Genomic DNA, 15,343 nt, shown 5'->3' on the forward strand with positions numbered 1-15,343 from the left:
CCCGCCCGGCAACGGCTGGGTAACGGGGACCGCGCGCGAGCGGCGGGCCGGCGCGTGCCGGGCAGGCACCGATCCGCGCCTGTCCGGGGCCGTTTGTGCGGCACGGCCCGGGACGTGACGGACCGTCCGGGGCGGGATCGGCACGGCGGACGCCCCGGGCGCGTCGGTACGGCGGGCGGGGGAGGTTGCGGGCCCGTCCTGCCGGTCACCACGGCGTGCACGGGCGCGGGCACGGGACCTTCCGGTCCCGTCCGTACGCCGTAACCCCGCCGTACCTCGCCAACCGGCACCCGGCACCCGGCACGGTCACCGCCCCGTCACCCTCACCGGGGGCCGCTGCCACCACCCGCAGCAGGCGCCCCGGCCCCCTCCGGCACGGCCGCCGGACCCGAGGCCGCGCCCGGCGCCCCGGACGGTGCCGTCCGCGCCCCCGGCACGGAACCCGGCGCAGAGCTGGGTGCGGAACCCGGCGCAGAGCCCGGCACGGAACCCGGCCCAGAGCTGGGCGCGGCTCCGGACCCGGCACCCGGTGCCCCACCCGCTCCCGGAGCTTGCGGCGTCCTGGTCCCCGCCGGCTTGCCCCTGTTCGCCGCCTCCACCCACTTCACCAGATTGGCGGGCGTGATCTGCTCACTTCCCTTCTGCGGGTAGATCGGCTCCCCGTTGAGCAGCACCGTCGGTGTCGCCTTGTACTTCGACTTGTCGAAGTCCTTCTGGACCTTGGTGACCCACCCCGCGTGTGTTCCCTCGTCGACGCACTTGTCGAAGGCCGTTCCCCGCAGTCCTGGCACCTTGGACGCCAGGTCCAGCAGATGGCTCTTCTTGCCGAACGCGTCGTCCGTCTCCTCCGGCTGGTTGCGGAAGAGGACGTCGTGGTACTCGTGGAACTTCCCCACGCCCTGCGCACAGCCCAGCGCGTTCGCCGCGTACTTCGAACCGTTGCCCGTCACCGCCTTGTCGATGAACGACACCAGGTGGTACTCGGCCCGGAGCTTCCCGGCCTTCTCCAGCTTGTTGATCGTGTCGCGCATGCTGTTCTCGAACATGCCGCAGGCCGGGCAGCGCATGTCCTCGTACACGGTGAGGAGCGACGGCGCGTCCGTCGCTCCCACCGGGAGGGCGACCTTCTCGGCGCCGACCGCGCCCGCGGGGACGACGACCTGTCCGGAATTGCCGTCGGACGCCTCGTCGCCCTTGCCGTCACCGCTGTTCGCGGCGACCACGCCGACGACCGCGGCCAGGCCGAGGACACCGACCACCGCCGCGCCGACCACCAGCGCGCGGCGCCGTTTGTCGCGTGCCTTCTGTGCTTCGCGCTCCTGGATGAGCCGCTCTCGGGCGGTTCGCTTACCTTCGAAGTTCTTCTCGCTCACACCCGCAGCAACGAATCGGGGCGGCACCGATGTGCCACCCCGACCCACAATCCACTCAAATGGACTACGGAACCTAAAAGTTACGCCGCCGACAGATGGACGTCAGTCCTGCGTACGTCAGTTCCGCCGTACGCCGGCCGCCAACTCGGCGGCCAGTTCGCGCACCGCGACCAGACCGGCCTCCTCGTCCGGCGCGTCCAGCATCCGCTTGACGAACGCCGAGCCGACGATCACTCCGTCGGCGAAGGCCGCAACTTCCTTGGCCTGTACGGCGTTCGAGACCCCGAGCCCGACGCACACCGGCAGCCCGCTGCCGGTCGCGCGGGTCCGCCGTACGAGTGCCGCGGCCTCCTGGCCGACGGACTCCCGCGTTCCGGTGACGCCCATCAGCGACGCCGCGTACACGAATCCCGAGCCCGCGGCCGTGATCGTGGCCAGCCGCTCGTCACGGCTGCTGGGGGCGACCACGAAGACCGTGGCCAGACCGTGCTTGTCGGCGTGCTCGCGCCACAGCGCGGACTCCTGGACCGGCAGGTCGGGCAGGATGCAGCCCGCGCCGCCCGCCTCCGCGAGTTCCGCGGTGAACCGCTCGACGCCGTACCGGTCGATGGGGTTCCAGTACGTCATCACCAGCACCGGCACCCCGGTGGCGGCGTGCGCCTCGCGCACCGTGCGCATCACGTCCGCGATCTTCACGCCGCCCCGCAGCGCGATGTCGTCGGCGGTCTGGATGACCGGGCCGTCCAGCACCGGGTCGCTGTGCGGCAGGCCGACCTCGACCACGTCCGCGCCGCCGGCGACGACGGCCTTGACCGCCTCGATGCCGCCGTCCACGGTCGGGAACCCGGCCGGCAGGTACGCGATCAGCGCGGCCCGCCCCTCACCCTGCGCCGCGGCCAGAGTGTCGCTCAACAGCTGTACGTTCCCGCTCACTTGGCGTCCCCCGTGATCTCCGCGACCGCCGCCTCGTCCTCGGCGACGACTGCGTCCGTGTCGTACAGCCCGAAGTAACGGGCCGCGGTGTCCATGTCCTTGTCGCCGCGCCCGGACAGGTTGACCAGGATCAGTCCGTCCGCACCCAGCTCCTTGCCGAGGTCCAGCGCCCCGGCGAGCGCGTGCGCGCTCTCGATGGCCGGGATGATTCCCTCGGTACGGGAGAGCAGCCGCAGCGCCTGCATGGCGGCGTCGTCGGTGACCGCGCGGTACTCGCCGCGGCCGATGTCCTTGAGGTACGAGTGCTCCGGGCCGATGCCCGGGTAGTCGAGCCCGGCCGAGATCGAGTAGGGCTCGGTGATCTGGCCCTCCTCGTCCTGGAGGACGTAGGACCGGGAGCCGTGCAGGATGCCCGGTTCGCCGGCGCTCAGCGTGGCCGCGTGCTCACCGGTCTCGATGCCGTGCCCGGCGGGCTCGCAGCCGACCAGGCGGACGTCCGCGTCGGGGATGAAGGCGTGGAAGAGGCCGATGGCGTTGGAGCCGCCGCCCACGCACGCCACGGCCGCGTCGGGGAGCCGTCCGGTCCGCTCCACGATCTGCTTCCGCGCCTCCACGCCGATCACCCGGTGGAAGTCGCGGACCATGGCGGGGAAGGGGTGCGGGCCCGCGACCGTGCCGAACAGGTAGTGGGTGCGGTCGACGTTGGCGACCCAGTCGCGGAACGCCTCGTTGATGGCGTCCTTCAGGGTGCGGGAGCCGGACTTCACGGCCACGACCTCGGCGCCGAGCATCCGCATCCGGGCGACGTTGAGCGCCTGCCGCTCGGTGTCGATCTCGCCCATGTAGATGGTGCAGTCGAGGCCGAACAGGGCGCAGGCGGTGGCGGTGGCGACGCCGTGCTGGCCCGCGCCGGTCTCGGCGATGACGCGGGTCTTGCCCATCCGCCTGGTGAGCAGTGCCTGGCCCAGCACGTTGTTGATCTTGTGCGAGCCGGTGTGGTTGAGGTCCTCGCGCTTGAGGAAGATCCGGGCGCCGCCGGCGTGTTCGGCGAAGCGCGGCACCTCGGTGAGGGAGCTGGGCCGGCCCGTGTAGTGGACCATCAGGTCGTCCAGCTCGGCGGCGAACGCGGGGTCCGCCTTGGCCTTCTCGTACTCGACGGCGACCTCGTCCACCGCGGCGACCAGCGCCTCGGGGATGAACTTGCCGCCGAAGTCACCGAAGTAGCCGTCGCTGGTGGGGACTTGGCCCTGGGGATCGGGAATGAAGAACTCGCTGGGCATGCGGAAACTCCTCGTAGGAACTACGTGATCCGAGAGTGAGGTGAAAGGTGTGTCGCTGTGACGACGCCCGCGGGGCGTTCAGCGACGACGCCATCGCATGCCGTTGATCTGGCCCGGTTCGGACCCGATGTGGTACCGCACCCGTCGGCCCCGCACCCGGCGTGCGGGCGCGCGGCAGCCGCGCGGGCGGCAACCGCGGGCGAGACGGGCGTGCGGAGTCATGGCCGGGTCAGCTCCGGCCGTGCCGCAGTGCCGGGTGGGCGCCCGCGGCGACCAGGTCCGACACGGCCGCCTTCGGGTCGCGGCCGGTCACCAGGGACTCGCCGACGAGGACGGCGTCCGCGCCCGCGTTGGCGTACGCGATCAGGTCGTGCGGTCCGCGCACGCCCGACTCGGCGATCTTCACGATGTGCGCGGGGATCTCCGGAGCGATCCGCTCGAAGGTGCCGCGGTCGACCTTGAGGGTCTTGAGGTTGCGGGCGTTCACGCCGATGATCTTCGCTCCGGCGGCGACGGCCCGGTCGACCTCGTCCTCGTCGTGCACCTCGACCAGCGGGGTCAGCCCGATGGACTCGGCGCGCTCGATGAGGGAGACCAGCGCGTCCTGCTCCAGCGCCGCCACGATCAGCAGCACCAGGTCGGCGCCGTACGCACGGGCCTCCCAGAGCTGGTAGGAGGTGACGATGAAGTCCTTGCGCAGCACCGGGATGTCGACCTTGGCGCGGACGGCCTCCAGGTCGGCCAGCGAACCGCCGAACCGGCGCTCCTCGGTGAGTACGGAGATGACGGCTGCGCCACCCGCCTCGTAGTCGGCGGCGAGGCCGGCCGGGTCGGCGATGGCGGCGAGCGCTCCCTTGGAGGGGCTGGACCGCTTGACCTCGCAGATGACCTTCACGCTGTCGCCGCGCAGGGCCGCGACACCGTCCTTGGCCACCGGCGCCTTGGCGGCCCGCTCCTTGAGCTCCTCCAGACTGACACGTGCCTGCCGCTCCGCGAGGTCGGCGCGTACGCCTTCGATGATCTCGTCGAGCACACTCACGCGAGCTGCCCCCTTCCGGGACTGTGGTGGAGAGCCGGGATCGGCCACGCCGATGGTATCCGCACCGGGCCGAAGGTGGCGCATCCAGCGGCGCGGCGTCCCACTGTGTGGGCACCGACCTGCGGATTTCAGGGGGCGAGCGCAGAGCCGAACGGGAGGTTCCGGACCACGCTGAACACGGCGAGAAGTCCTCCCACGACCCACCACAGAACGGGGGGCGGGGCGAACCGCACCCGCTTCCGCTGCACCGCCCGAGTGATCCACACCACCATCAGCACCGCGAAGACCGCGTACCCGAGCACAGCCATGGCGTTGGCGCCGAGCGCGCCCACCAGGTCGCCGTGCGCGACCGCGTGCGCGCTGCGCAGCCCGCCGCAGCCGGGGCAGAGGATGCCGGCGGTGGCGAGCAGCGGGCACACCGGGTAGTGGCCGGGCTCGTTCGGGTCGACGGCGCCGACGTACGCGAAGGCGGCGACGGCCGCGGCGAGAGTGGCCAGCGGCGCCGCGAGGCGGCGTACCGGGGAGGCGGGCAGCGCCGGGGGCTGCTGCCGGGCGGGGGGTCCGGCGGGCGGGAGGGCGGGAGGAGGAGTCGGCGAGGGGGCATCCACGTGCCGATTGTCCCCGCTGCCGCCCTCCGGCGCACGCACCCGGCGTACCCGCGCCTCGTGCGGACGCCGGAATCCGGTCCGGGAGCGCGAGAAGGCGCAGCCCGTGCCGGACTGCGCCTTGCCGCGTTGCGCGGGAGCCGGCCGCGTGCCGGCCGCGTTCCGTGCGCGCCCCGGCCGTGCCCGTCCGCCGTACTGCTGCTGGTGACTAGTGCTGGTGCTGGAGCTGCGCGCGGCCTGCCGCCTCGCGGGCCTCGACGAGGGCCGGGGCCTCCTTGGGCATGCCCATCCCCGCCATGCGCATCGCCAGACCGACCAGTCCGCCGACCAGGGAGATGCCGATGCCGATCCAGAAGCCGACGGAGTTGGCCATCACGATGTAGGCACTGGAGACGCAGATGCCGATGAAGGCGATGACAACGCCGGTCCAGGCGGCCGGGGTGTGTCCGTGGTGTCCGCGGCTGGCCATGAGGTGCTCCTTGGTGACTTCGTGTTCTTCAGCTTCGGGATGCTCGGACTCATTGTTCCCCACCGGGACACTGCGCGTGACTTCGGGTCACCCTTCGCGCGTCGGCGCTTCGCGTTCCCGGGCGCCCGCTTCGCGGGTGGGGTCCTCGCCGCGGTCCAGGGCCTTCCAGAGCTCCTCGGGGCGTTCGGGGTCCGCGGGCCTGCGGGTGGGGGTGCGGGGGCTTTGTTCCCGCTCGTACCTGCCGCCCATGCCGGGCCACGACCCGCCGAAGCGCAGAGCGAGGAGACCGGCGACGAGGATGAGGAGGGCGCCGCCCGCGGTGACGTAGGGCCACGCCGTCCGGGTGAGGCCGGTGACGGTGGCGGCGAGGTCGCCGGAGACCTGGGCGGCCTGCTCGTCGAGCGCGGCACGGTCGTTCGCGCCGAGCACGGAGGCCAGGGCGGCCCCGGCGCCGCTCAGCGCGAGGAGCGCGGAGACCAGGACGCGGCCTGCCCTGCGTACGGCGAAGACGGCGACCAGGGCGGCCAGCGCGACGATCGCGAGGGCTGCCGGGACGCCGGTGACGGACTGGCCGTCCGCGTCGACGGTCCTGGCGCCGATGCCCGCGACGGTGGCGGTGCCCGACGTCCAGGTCTGTCCGGAGGCGATCAGTACGACGGTGGAGCCGAGCGCGCCGAGCAGCAGGGCGGCGGCGAGGCTGCGCCTGCCGCCGCTCCGGGCCGCTCGGGCGGCGGGTTCGGCGGGGGCTCGGGGGGTGGGGGGTACGGCGCTCACTCCCCCACTATCCCTCACCCCCCTCCACGCCCGGCGCGGCGGTCGCCGCTCAGCTGCCGAGGCGGTTCGCGGTATGCACGGCGCGCAGTACGGCGGCGGCCTTGTTGCGGCACTCGGTGTCCTCGGCGACCGGGTCGGAGTCGGCGACGACGCCCGCTCCGGCCTGCACGTACGCGGTCCCGTCCCGCAGCAGGGCGGTACGGATGGCGATGGCCGTGTCGGAGTCCCCGGCGAAGTCGAGGTAGCCCACGCAGCCGCCGTACAGTCCGCGTCCGGTCGGCTCCAGCTCCTCGATGATCTGCATCGCGCGCGGTTTCGGCGCGCCGGAGAGGGTGCCCGCGGGGAAGCACGCGGTCAGTACGTCGAAGGCGGTCCGCCCTTCGGCGACCCGTCCCGTCACGGTGGACACGATGTGCATGACGTGCGAGTACCGCTCGATCGACATGAAGTCGACGACCTCCACGGAGCCCGGCTCGCAGACCCGTCCCAGGTCGTTGCGGCCCAGGTCGACGAGCATCAGGTGCTCGGCCCGCTCCTTGGGGTCGGCCAGCAGTTCGTCGGCGAGCGCCTGGTCGAGCTGCGGGGTGGCGCCGCGGTGCCGGGTGCCGGCGATGGGATGCACCATGGCGCGCCCGTCCTCGACCTTGACCAGGGCCTCGGGGCTGGAGCCGACGACGTCGAACCCGTCGAAGCGGAAGAGGTACATGTACGGGGACGGGTTGGTCGCCCGCAGCACCCGGTAGACGTCCAGCGCGCTTGCCGTGCACGGCGTCTCGAAGCGCTGCGACGGGACGACCTGGAACGCCTCGCCCGCCCGGATCCGCTCCTTGACGTCCTCCACCGCCGCCCGGTAGTTCGCTCCGCCCCAGTTCTCCGTGTACGGGGGGACCTCGGAGGGAGGCATGGCGGCGGGTGCGGAGGGCACGGGCCGCGACAGGTCGGCCTCCATCGCGTCGAGGCGGGCGACGGCGTCGGCGTACGCCTCGTCGACGCCCGTGTCGAGGTCGTTGTGGTTGATCGCGTTGGCGATGAGCAGGACGGTGCCGTACCGGTGGTCGAGGACGGCGAGGTCCGAGGTGAGCAGCATGGTCAGCTCGGGGAGGCGCAGGTCGTCCGTTCCGTGCTCGCCGATCCTCTCCAGGCGCCGCACGATGTCGTACCCGAGGTAGCCCACCATGCCGCCGGTGAACGGCGGCAGGTCGCCGGCCAGGTCGCGCGGGGTGTGCAGGGTCTCGACGGTGGCCCGCAGCGCGGCGAGCGGGTCGCCGTCGGTCGGTACGCCGACGGGCGGTGTGCCGATCCAGTGGGCGCTGCCGTCGCGTGCGGTGAGGGTGGCGGCGCTGCGGACCCCGACGAAGGAGTAGCGGGACCAGGAGCGGCCGTTCTCGGCGGACTCCAGGAGGAAGGTGCCGGGGCGCTCGGCGGCGAGCTTGCGGTACAGCCCGACGGGGGTGTCGCCGTCCGCGAGGAGCCGGCGGCTGACGGGGATGACGCGGCGGTCGGCCGCAAGCTTGCGGAAGGTCTCCAGATCCATGCCCGCCGACCCTACTTGCCCTGCGCGGCGGGCACGACGACCGGCAGGACGTCGGCGTCGAAGCAGGTGCGCGCGCCGGTGTGGCAGGCGGCCCCCCTCTGGTCGACCTTCACCAGGACCGTGTCGCCGTCGCAGTCCAGGGCGACGCTCTTCACGTGCTGCACGTGGCCGGAGGTGTCCCCCTTGACCCAGTACTCGTTCCTGCTGCGCGACCAGTACGTGCAGCGGCCGGTGGTCAGGGTCCGGTGCAGTGCCTCGTCGTCCATCCAGCCGAGCATCAGCACCTCGCCGGTGTCGTACTGCTGGGCGATGGCGGGGACCAGACCGTCGGCGGTGCGCTTGAGGCGGGCCGCGACGGCGGGGTCGAGGGGGCTCTGGGGTGCGGGCGTACTCATGGGGCAATTGTGCAGCTTCCCGGACGGACCGAGGCCGGCAGTCCACTGTGCGGACGGCCCCCCGCGGTCGTACGCTGGCGACATGTCTACCCATGCCAAGCGCGAACGGCTCCTGCTCGCCGATCTGTTGGAGGCCGCGGGCCCCGACGCCCCGACCCTGTGCGAGGGGTGGCACACCCGGGACCTCGCCGCCCACACGGTGGTGCGGGAGCGACGCCCGGACGCGGCGGCCGGCATGTTGCTGGCCCCGCTCAAGAACCGCCTGGACCGCGTGCAGTCGGAATTCGCCGCGAAGCCCTACGACGAGTTGGTCCGGCTCATCCGTACGGGGCCGCCGCGCCGCTCCCCGTACTCCCTCAAGCAGGTGGACGAGGCGGCGAACACGGTGGAGTTCTACATCCACGCCGAGGACGTGCGGCGCGCCCAGCCCCAGTGGACGCCGCGCGACCTGGACCCGGTGTTCGCCGACGCCCTGTGGGCGCGGGTGGAGAAGACGGCCCGCGTGCTGGGGCGGAAGTCCCCCGTCGGCCTGGTCCTGCGCCGCCCGGACGGCCAGACGGCGGTGGCGCACCGGGGAACGCCGGTGGTGACCGTCACCGGCGATCCCGGCGAACTCGTCCTCTTCGCCTTCGGCCGCCAGGACGCGGCCCGGGTGGAACTCGACGGCGACAAGGAAGCGATCGCCCGGCTGCACGAGGCGAAGCTGGGCATCTGACCGGACCGCCGCGGCGACGGCGGAGGGGGGCGGGGCGGGTGCGGCGTGGGAGCCGTCCCCGCCCCGCCCTTCGCGCACCGGCCCGCCGTACGTCGTGCCGTGGGCCGGCGCGCTAGCCGCCGGGCAGTTCGGCCTCCCGCACCTCCCGGTACGACACGCCCACCAGCCCCGCCGCCAGGCAGAGCGCCCCGCACCCCCAGAACACCGGCGTGGCGCCCCACAGTCCGATCGCGGCCCCCACCACCGGGTAGGCCAGCGGTGCGATCCCGAGGCTGATCAGCGACATCAGCGAGGAGACCCGGCCCAGGTACGCGGGTGCCGTGGCCGTCTGCACCAGCCCCGCCGTCAGCCCGCCGCACAGCGCCACCAGCATTCCCATCGGCGCGGCCACCAGCACCGCCCACACGAGACCGGGCACCGACCCCAGGGCGCAGACCAGAACCGACCCCCCGGCCAGTCCCGCCAGCCGCACCCGGCCGGCCCGCGACACCCGTCCCCGCGCGGTGAGCAGCAGCGCGGTGGACGCCGCGCCTGCGCTGAACGCGCCCACGATCCAGGCGATGCCCGTGGCGCCCCATCCCCGCTGCGAGGACAGCAGGACGACGCCGACGTTGATGAGGGGGATGCCGCCGAGCTCGAAGAGGATGTTGGAGAGGATCAACGGTCCGACGAGCCGGTGCCGGCGGACGTAGCCGAAGCCGTCGGTCAGATCCCGCCACACGGAGCTGCGCTGCGGCTCGTCGCCCTCCCGCGCCGGTTCCTCCTGGGGCAGCGGGGCGATCCGCACCGCCACCAGCAGCACCAGAGACACCGCGAACAGCACGCCCGCGACCGCGAACGCCGCCGCGGCCCCGCCGAGCCCCATCGCCAGTCCGGCCACCGGCGCTCCGACGATGCCGCCGAACCTGTTCGCCAGCGCCTTCATGCCCTGGACCCGCACGAGTTGGTCGGGCGCGGTGATGCGCGGGGGCAGCGCTCCGACGGCCGGCATGAAGAGCGCGTCCACCGCCCCGAAGACCAGTGCCACGAGCACCAGCAGCCACACGGCGGGGCCGGTCAGCATCAGTGCCGCCGCGATGCCGAGGATCATCGCGCAGCGCACCGCGTCCGAGACGATGACGATGCGGCGGGGGCCGAAGCGGTCGGCGATCACGCCGCCGCCGAGCATCAGCACGGCCCGCGGCACCGCCCCGCTCGCCATGATCAGACCGACTTCGGCGGGGCCGCCCGCCTGGGCGGCGGCCCAGCCGAGCGCGAGGAAGTACACGGCGTCGCCGACGAGGGAGGCGGCGTAGGCGCTGAGCCAGCGCAGGACGTTGCCGTCCCGGTGGGCGGGCCGGCCCGTGGGCCTGGCCTCCGGGGCGTCCTGTGCCGGGCCCCCGGAGGCGTCCGGGGCGTCCGCCGGGTCGAGGCGTGGTTCAGTCATCGTTTGCTGGCCCTCTCAGGGACGGAACGGGAAGCCGCACATCCGGACGAAGACCTGTTCGCGTCCTTCGGTGTCACCGGCCGCCTCGGCGGCGCGTGCCCGCTCCCGGTAGGAGATGATCAACCCTCGGAGTTCTTCGGAGAGTTGCTGGAGCTCTGTCGCGGTGAGCCGGGGCAGGCACTCCCAGTCGAACGGCGTGTCCGACCACTTCTCGCCCCAGTTCGCGCCGTGGCCGGAGCAGGCGGCCCCGCACCCCTGGCCGAAGCGCAGGAGCGGCCGGGGCGCGCCGCCGACGGCGGCCACGCCCTGGGGTTCGGCCGCGCCCTGCGGTTCGGCACCGAAGCCGAAGTCGCGGAACGTGAAGCCGCGTGCCACCCGCCACCAGCGTTCCCGGGCGTCGCTGCTCTCCCCGGGGGCCTCCACGATGACGCCGTGCGCGGCCATCTTCCGCAGGTGGTAACTGACCAGCGAGACCGCCTCGCCCACCTGGTCCGCGAGGTGCGAGGCGGTGGCGGCACCCCCGGCGAGCAGGGCGTGGTAGAGGTCGATGCGCAGGGGGTGGGAGAAGACCCGGAGTGCGTGGAGGTCGGCGACGCACCGGGGCTCGGCCGAACGTTCGTATTCCGGTGCCATGTGCGCACCGTAGAGAGGGAGGGAAATGTTGCGCAATCTTCTTTGCGCAACATTCCCTTCGCAACTCACTTTCCACACGACTGAGTTGGGGAACCTACCAGCGCACGGGCAGCTTCCGTACCCCCCTTATCAGCAGCCCCGGAATCCACGGCCCGGCGTCCGGCGACTCCGTGGGCGCCAGTTCCGGGAAGCGCTCCAGCAGCGTACGGATCGCGATGCGGCCCTCCAGCCGGGCCAGCGGGGCGCCGATGCAGAAGTGGATGCCGTGCCCGAAGGCGATGTGCCCGCGGGCGTCGCGGCGGATGTCGAAGCGCCCCGCGTCGCCGAAGCGCGACTCGTCGCGGTCGGCGTCCGCCATGACGATCACCACCGAGGAGCCCGCCGGGATGCGCACGCCTTCGAAGTCCACGTCCTCGCGGGCGATGCGCGGCGTCGAGCCCTCCACCGGGCCGTCGTACCGCAGCGCCTCCTCCACCGCGCCGTCGATCAGACCGGGCAGGTCGGCGCGCAGCAGGGCGAGCTGCTCCGGGTGGTTGAACAGGGCACGCAGTCCGTTGCCGATCAGATTCACCGTCGTTTCGTGCCCCGCGACGATCAACAGGAAGGCCATGGACAGGAGTTCGTCCTCGTTGAGGCGGTCGCCCTCCTCGTCGGCGGTGTGGATCAGCGCACTGAGCAGGTCCTCACCCGGAGCCTTGCGCTTGTCCTCGATGAGCCCGCCGAGGTACGGCATGGCCGCGGCGTACGCGGCCTGCTCGGCCTCCGGACTCGTGGGCGCCACCACCTCGTTGGACCAGCCGCGGAAGGCGTCCCGGTCCAGGTCGGGCACGCCGAGCAGGTCGCAGATGACGGTCATCGGGAGCGGGAAGGCGAGCGAGTCGATGACGTCCGCGGTACGCGCCCCGCCCGCCTCCATCGCGTCGATCAGCTCGTCGGCGATCTGCTGCACCCGCGGGGCGAGCGCCGCGACGCGGCGTGGCGTGAATTCACGGGTCACCAGCCGTCGCATCCGGGTGTGGTCCGGCGGGTCCCTCAGAAGGACGTGCGCGTTGCCGGGCCCGTGGGCGTACGCGGGAAGCTGCGGGGCGAGGTGTCCGTGCGTACGCCAGTCGCGGCTGAACCGGGGGTCGACGTACGCGGCACGGCACGCCTCGTGCCCGACGACGATCCACTGGTCCTCCCCCAGCGGGGTCAGCACCCGGTGGACCGGGCCCTGTGCACGCAGTGCGGCGTAGACGGGGTAGGGATCGGCGACGAAGTCCGGGCTGAGTCGCAGGAGTTCGACGGCAGGGCCGGGCGACGGCGGTCGTGGTGACGCTGACATGACTGTTCCCCCTCGGTAGCACTTCTCCGAGGGGGAACGCTAGTCACCGGCGATCTTCCGCCACAGCTGCTTTTGCGACAGTTGTACGGGCAGAACAGGCTCGGCCCTTCCGGCGGAGCGGCTCGGCCTCCGGGCGGACCGGCTCAGCGCACCGGATGCCCGGCCGCCACCAGCGACGCCTTGACCTCCGCGATCCGCAGATCACCGAAGTGGAAGACCGACGCCGCCAGGACGGCGTCCGCACCCGCACCGACGGCCGGCGCGAAGTGCTCCAGCCTGCCGGCACCGCCGGACGCGATGACCGGGACCGTGACGTGCTTGCGCACGGCGGCGATCATCTCGGTGTCGTAGCCGTCCTTGGTGCCGTCGGCGTCCATCGAGTTGAGCAGGATCTCGCCCGCGCCCAGTTCGGCGGCCCGGTGCGCCCATTCGACGGCGTCGACGCCTGCGGAGCGGCGGCCGCCGTGCGTGGTGACCTCGAAGGAGCCGTCGGCGGTACGGCGGGCGTCGACCGACAGGACGAGGACCTGCCGGCCGAAGCGCTCGGCGATCTCGCGGATGAGGTCGGGGCGGGCGAGCGCGGCGGTGTTCACGCCCACCTTGTCGGCCCCGGCCCGCAGCAGTTTGTCGACGTCCTCGGCGGTGCGGACGCCGCCGCCCACCGTGAGCGGGATGAAGACCTGCTCGGCGGTGCGCCGCACCACGTCGTAGGTCGTCTCGCGGTTCCCCGACGAGGCGGTGATGTCGAGGAAGGTCAGCTCGTCGGCGCCCTCGGCGTCGTACAGCTTGGCCATCTCGACGGGGTCGCCCGCGTCGCGCAGGTTCTGGAAGTTGACGCCCTTGACGACCCGCCCGTTGTCCACGTCCAGGCAGGGGATCACCCGTACGGCGAGACTCACGCGGCACCTCCGGTTCCCGGGGTGCCCCGGTACGCCTCGACCTCGACCTCGACGACCAGCGAGGGGTCGACGAAGCCGGAGACGATCACGAGGGTCGCGACCGGCCGGATCTCGCCGAAGAGTTCCTTGTGGGCGCGGCCCACGTCGTCCACGTCGCGGGCGTGCGTGAGGTACATCCGGGTGCGGACGATGTCGGTCCGGGACAGGCCCAGCTCCTTCAACGCCTTCTCGGCGACGCCGAACGCGGTCATCGTCTGCTCGTACGGGGTGCCCGCCTCGATCATGCCGTCCTGGGTGACGGACGTGCAGCCGGCCACCAGGACGAGCCCGCCCGGCAGTTCCACGGCACGGGAGTAGCCGAACTGCTCCTCCCAGGGGGCGCCGGTCGACACGCGTCGTACGGAGTCACTCATCGGGAAACCGCCTCCAGGGCCTCTTCGAGCGTGAACGCCTTCGCGTACAGCGCCTTGCCCACGATCGCGCCCTCCACACCGTCGGGCACGAGCGAGGCGAGGGCCCGCAGGTCGTCGAGCGAGGAGACGCCGCCGGACGCCACGACGGGCTTGTCGGTGGCGGCGCACACGTTCTTCAGCAGCTCCAGGTTCGGGCCCTGGAGGGTGCCGTCCTTGGCGATGTCGGTGACGACGTAGCGGGAGCAGCCCTCGGAGTCGAGCCGCGCGAGGGTTTCGTACAGGTCGCCCCCGTCGCGGGTCCAGCCGCGGCCACGGAGGGTGGTTCCCCGTACGTCCAGGCCGACCGCGATCCTGTCGCCGTACCGGGCGATGACCTTGGCGACCCACTCGGGGGTCTCCAGGGCGGCGGTGCCGAGGTTGACACGCCGGCAGCCGGTGGCGAGCGCGGCCTCCAGGGACGCGTCGTCGCGGATGCCGCCGGACAGCTCGACCTTGATGTCCATGGCGTCGGCGACCTCGGCGATGACCTGCCGGTTGTCGCCGGTGCCGAACGCGGCGTCCAGGTCGACCAGGTGCAGCCATTCGGCACCCGACCTCTGCCAGGCGAGGGCCGCCTCCAGCGGGGAGCCGTACGACGTCTCGGAGCCGGACTCGCCGTGCACCAGCCGGACGGCCTGGCCGTCGCGGACGTCGACGGCGGGGAGGAGTTCGAGCTTGTGGGACATCAGAGGGTTCCGATCCAGTTGGTGAGCAGCTGGGCACCGGCGTCGCCGGACTTCTCCGGGTGGAACTGGGTCGCCATGAGCGCCCCGTTCTCGACGGCCGCCACGAAGGGCCGGCCGTGGGTGGACCAGGTGACGCGCGGGGCGCGGATGAGCGGGTTGGTGACTTCGAGCGACCACTCGTGGGCGGCGTACGAGTGCACGAAGTAGAACCGCTCCTCGGCGGAGAGGCCCGCGAACAGCTGCGAGTCCTCGGCCGCCTCGACGGTGTTCCACCCCATGTGCGGGACGACGTCCGCCTTGAGCGGCCCGACCACGCCGGGCCACTCGTCGAGGCCCTCGGTCTCGACGCCGTGCTCGATGCCGCGCGCGAAGAGGATCTGCATGCCGACGCAGATGCCCATCACGGGGCGCCCGCCCGAGAGCCTGCGCCCCACGATCCAGTCGCCGCGCGCCTCGCGCAGCCCCTGCATGCACGCGGAGAACGCGCCGACGCCGGGCACCAGCAGCCCGTCCGCGTTCATCGCGGTGTCGTAGTCGCGGGTGATTTCGACGTCCGCGCCCACCCGGGCGAGGGCCCGCTCGGCGGACCGGACGTTGCCGAAGCCGTAGTCGAAGACGACGACCTTCTTGGTGTTGGTCATTCCCAGAGTCCCTGGATCCGCAGGACGCCCGCGGTGAGACACATCACCGAGGCGAGGCCGAGCAGCACGATGACGCCCTTGGGCATCTTCTGCTTCGAGAAGGAGATGACGCCGCCGAGCAGGAACAGCCCGACGACGATCAGGACGGTGTTGAGGCCGGTCATG

Annotated in this window: 19 protein-coding genes; 1 reads left to right on the forward strand and 18 read right to left on the reverse strand. The window is 72.6% G+C overall.

The genetic code is table 11. The annotated features are described in order from the left end of the window. Positions 1-323: 323 nt before the first annotated feature. From HNQ79_RS00580 to hisI, 10 genes are all read right to left on the reverse strand, one after another. Complete coding sequence (locus tag HNQ79_RS00580; protein ID WP_185025610.1) at positions 324-1,373, reverse strand: DsbA family protein; 1,050 nt, start codon at positions 1,371-1,373, stop codon at positions 324-326. 117 nt (positions 1,374-1,490) lie between these two features. Next, positions 1,491-2,306: a tryptophan synthase subunit alpha gene (trpA, locus tag HNQ79_RS00585; protein WP_185025612.1), complete on the reverse strand. Its 816-nt coding sequence runs from the start codon at positions 2,304-2,306 to the stop codon at positions 1,491-1,493. Next, a complete protein-coding gene (gene trpB, locus HNQ79_RS00590; RefSeq protein WP_185025614.1) occupies positions 2,303-3,586 on the reverse strand; it encodes a tryptophan synthase subunit beta in 1,284 nt (427 codons plus the stop codon). The genes trpA and trpB overlap by 4 nt, the downstream gene beginning before the upstream one ends. Before the next feature lie 78 nt (positions 3,587-3,664). Beyond that, positions 3,665-3,808: a tryptophan biosynthesis modulator TrpM gene (gene trpM / locus HNQ79_RS34705; protein ID WP_373312432.1), complete on the reverse strand. Its 144-nt coding sequence runs from the start codon at positions 3,806-3,808 to the stop codon at positions 3,665-3,667. Positions 3,809-3,815: 7 nt separating this feature from the next. After that, positions 3,816-4,625: an indole-3-glycerol phosphate synthase TrpC gene (trpC, locus tag HNQ79_RS00595; protein ID WP_185025616.1), complete on the reverse strand. Its 810-nt coding sequence runs from the start codon at positions 4,623-4,625 to the stop codon at positions 3,816-3,818. 128 nt (positions 4,626-4,753) lie between these two features. Further along, positions 4,754-5,233 carry a DUF2752 domain-containing protein gene (locus tag HNQ79_RS00600; protein WP_185025618.1) on the reverse strand — a complete coding sequence of 160 codons (480 nt, stop codon included), beginning with the start codon at positions 5,231-5,233 and terminating at the stop codon, positions 4,754-4,756. Positions 5,234-5,438: 205 nt separating this feature from the next. Continuing rightward, on the reverse strand, positions 5,439-5,699 hold the full coding sequence (locus HNQ79_RS00605) for an HGxxPAAW family protein (RefSeq protein ID WP_185025621.1): 261 nt from the start codon (positions 5,697-5,699) through the stop codon (positions 5,439-5,441). Positions 5,700-5,786: 87 nt separating this feature from the next. Beyond that, the gene (locus HNQ79_RS00610) at positions 5,787-6,473 is read right to left on the reverse strand and encodes a TIGR02234 family membrane protein (protein WP_185025623.1); all 687 of its coding nucleotides are present in this window, start codon (positions 6,471-6,473) and stop codon (positions 5,787-5,789) included. A gap of 49 nt (positions 6,474-6,522) precedes the next feature. Further along, complete coding sequence (locus HNQ79_RS00615) at positions 6,523-8,007, reverse strand: anthranilate synthase component I (protein WP_185025625.1); 1,485 nt, start codon at positions 8,005-8,007, stop codon at positions 6,523-6,525. A gap of 11 nt (positions 8,008-8,018) precedes the next feature. After that, complete coding sequence (hisI, locus tag HNQ79_RS00620) at positions 8,019-8,402, reverse strand: phosphoribosyl-AMP cyclohydrolase (protein WP_373312430.1); 384 nt, start codon at positions 8,400-8,402, stop codon at positions 8,019-8,021. A gap of 82 nt (positions 8,403-8,484) precedes the next feature. Here hisI and HNQ79_RS00625 point away from each other — a divergent pair, with 82 nt between their 5' ends. Then, a complete protein-coding gene (locus HNQ79_RS00625) occupies positions 8,485-9,117 on the forward strand; it encodes a TIGR03085 family metal-binding protein (protein WP_185025627.1) in 633 nt (210 codons plus the stop codon). Positions 9,118-9,229: 112 nt separating this feature from the next. On the opposite strand, the gene HNQ79_RS00630 is transcribed toward HNQ79_RS00625, so the two are convergent. The 8 genes from HNQ79_RS00630 to HNQ79_RS00665 form a co-directional block, all read right to left on the reverse strand. Next, positions 9,230-10,543, reverse strand: a complete 1,314-nt coding sequence (locus tag HNQ79_RS00630) for an MFS transporter (RefSeq protein ID WP_185025629.1) — start codon at positions 10,541-10,543, stop codon at positions 9,230-9,232. A 15-nt stretch (positions 10,544-10,558) separates the two neighbouring features. Continuing rightward, entirely contained in the window at positions 10,559-11,176 is a 618-nt protein-coding gene (locus HNQ79_RS00635; RefSeq protein WP_185025632.1) for a winged helix-turn-helix domain-containing protein, read from the reverse strand. A gap of 94 nt (positions 11,177-11,270) precedes the next feature. After that, entirely contained in the window at positions 11,271-12,500 is a 1,230-nt protein-coding gene (locus HNQ79_RS00640; protein WP_185025634.1) for a cytochrome P450 family protein, read from the reverse strand. A 143-nt stretch (positions 12,501-12,643) separates the two neighbouring features. Further along, complete coding sequence (gene hisF, locus HNQ79_RS00645; RefSeq protein WP_185025637.1) at positions 12,644-13,399, reverse strand: imidazole glycerol phosphate synthase subunit HisF; 756 nt, start codon at positions 13,397-13,399, stop codon at positions 12,644-12,646. Beyond that, positions 13,396-13,812, reverse strand: a complete 417-nt coding sequence (locus tag HNQ79_RS00650; RefSeq protein WP_185025639.1) for a RidA family protein — start codon at positions 13,810-13,812, stop codon at positions 13,396-13,398. The genes hisF and HNQ79_RS00650 overlap by 4 nt, the downstream gene beginning before the upstream one ends. Further along, positions 13,809-14,537 carry a bifunctional 1-(5-phosphoribosyl)-5-((5-phosphoribosylamino)methylideneamino)imidazole-4-carboxamide isomerase/phosphoribosylanthranilate isomerase PriA gene (gene priA, locus HNQ79_RS00655; RefSeq protein WP_185025642.1) on the reverse strand — a complete coding sequence of 243 codons (729 nt, stop codon included), beginning with the start codon at positions 14,535-14,537 and terminating at the stop codon, positions 13,809-13,811. The genes HNQ79_RS00650 and priA overlap by 4 nt, the downstream gene beginning before the upstream one ends. Beyond that, on the reverse strand, positions 14,537-15,178 hold the full coding sequence (hisH, locus tag HNQ79_RS00660; RefSeq protein ID WP_373312429.1) for an imidazole glycerol phosphate synthase subunit HisH: 642 nt from the start codon (positions 15,176-15,178) through the stop codon (positions 14,537-14,539). The genes priA and hisH overlap by 1 nt, the downstream gene beginning before the upstream one ends. Further along, complete coding sequence (locus HNQ79_RS00665) at positions 15,175-15,342, reverse strand: CG2302 family histidine operon protein (RefSeq protein WP_185025644.1); 168 nt, start codon at positions 15,340-15,342, stop codon at positions 15,175-15,177. Before HNQ79_RS00665 ends, hisH begins: the two co-directional genes overlap by 4 nt. Position 15,343 lies beyond the last annotated feature (1 nt).

This window comes from Streptomyces candidus (assembly GCF_014207445.1).
Lineage (GTDB): Bacteria > Actinomycetota > Actinomycetes > Streptomycetales > Streptomycetaceae > Streptomyces > Streptomyces candidus.

Excerpts from the sequence above, each read along its gene's own strand:
- trpB (WP_185025614.1), bottom strand. The coding sequence starts at position 3,586 with ATGCCCAGCGAGTTCTTCATTCCCGATCCCCAGGGCCAAGTCCCCACC.
- HNQ79_RS00625 (WP_185025627.1), top strand. The coding sequence starts at position 8,485 with ATGTCTACCCATGCCAAGCGCGAACGGCTCCTGCTCGCCGATCTGTTG.
- hisH (WP_373312429.1), bottom strand. The coding sequence starts at position 15,178 with ATGACCAACACCAAGAAGGTCGTCGTCTTCGACTACGGCTTCGGCAAC.
- trpM (WP_373312432.1), bottom strand. The coding sequence starts at position 3,808 with ATGACTCCGCACGCCCGTCTCGCCCGCGGTTGCCGCCCGCGCGGCTGC.
- priA (WP_185025642.1), bottom strand. The coding sequence starts at position 14,537 with ATGTCCCACAAGCTCGAACTCCTCCCCGCCGTCGACGTCCGCGACGGC.
- HNQ79_RS00640 (WP_185025634.1), bottom strand. The coding sequence starts at position 12,500 with ATGTCAGCGTCACCACGACCGCCGTCGCCCGGCCCTGCCGTCGAACTC.
- HNQ79_RS00635 (WP_185025632.1), bottom strand. The coding sequence starts at position 11,176 with ATGGCACCGGAATACGAACGTTCGGCCGAGCCCCGGTGCGTCGCCGAC.
- HNQ79_RS00665 (WP_185025644.1), bottom strand. The coding sequence starts at position 15,342 with ATGACCGGCCTCAACACCGTCCTGATCGTCGTCGGGCTGTTCCTGCTC.
- HNQ79_RS00615 (WP_185025625.1), bottom strand. The coding sequence starts at position 8,007 with ATGGATCTGGAGACCTTCCGCAAGCTTGCGGCCGACCGCCGCGTCATC.
- HNQ79_RS00605 (WP_185025621.1), bottom strand. The coding sequence starts at position 5,699 with ATGGCCAGCCGCGGACACCACGGACACACCCCGGCCGCCTGGACCGGC.
- HNQ79_RS00650 (WP_185025639.1), bottom strand. The coding sequence starts at position 13,812 with ATGAGTGACTCCGTACGACGCGTGTCGACCGGCGCCCCCTGGGAGGAG.
- HNQ79_RS00630 (WP_185025629.1), bottom strand. The coding sequence starts at position 10,543 with ATGACTGAACCACGCCTCGACCCGGCGGACGCCCCGGACGCCTCCGGG.
- hisI (WP_373312430.1), bottom strand. The coding sequence starts at position 8,402 with ATGAGTACGCCCGCACCCCAGAGCCCCCTCGACCCCGCCGTCGCGGCC.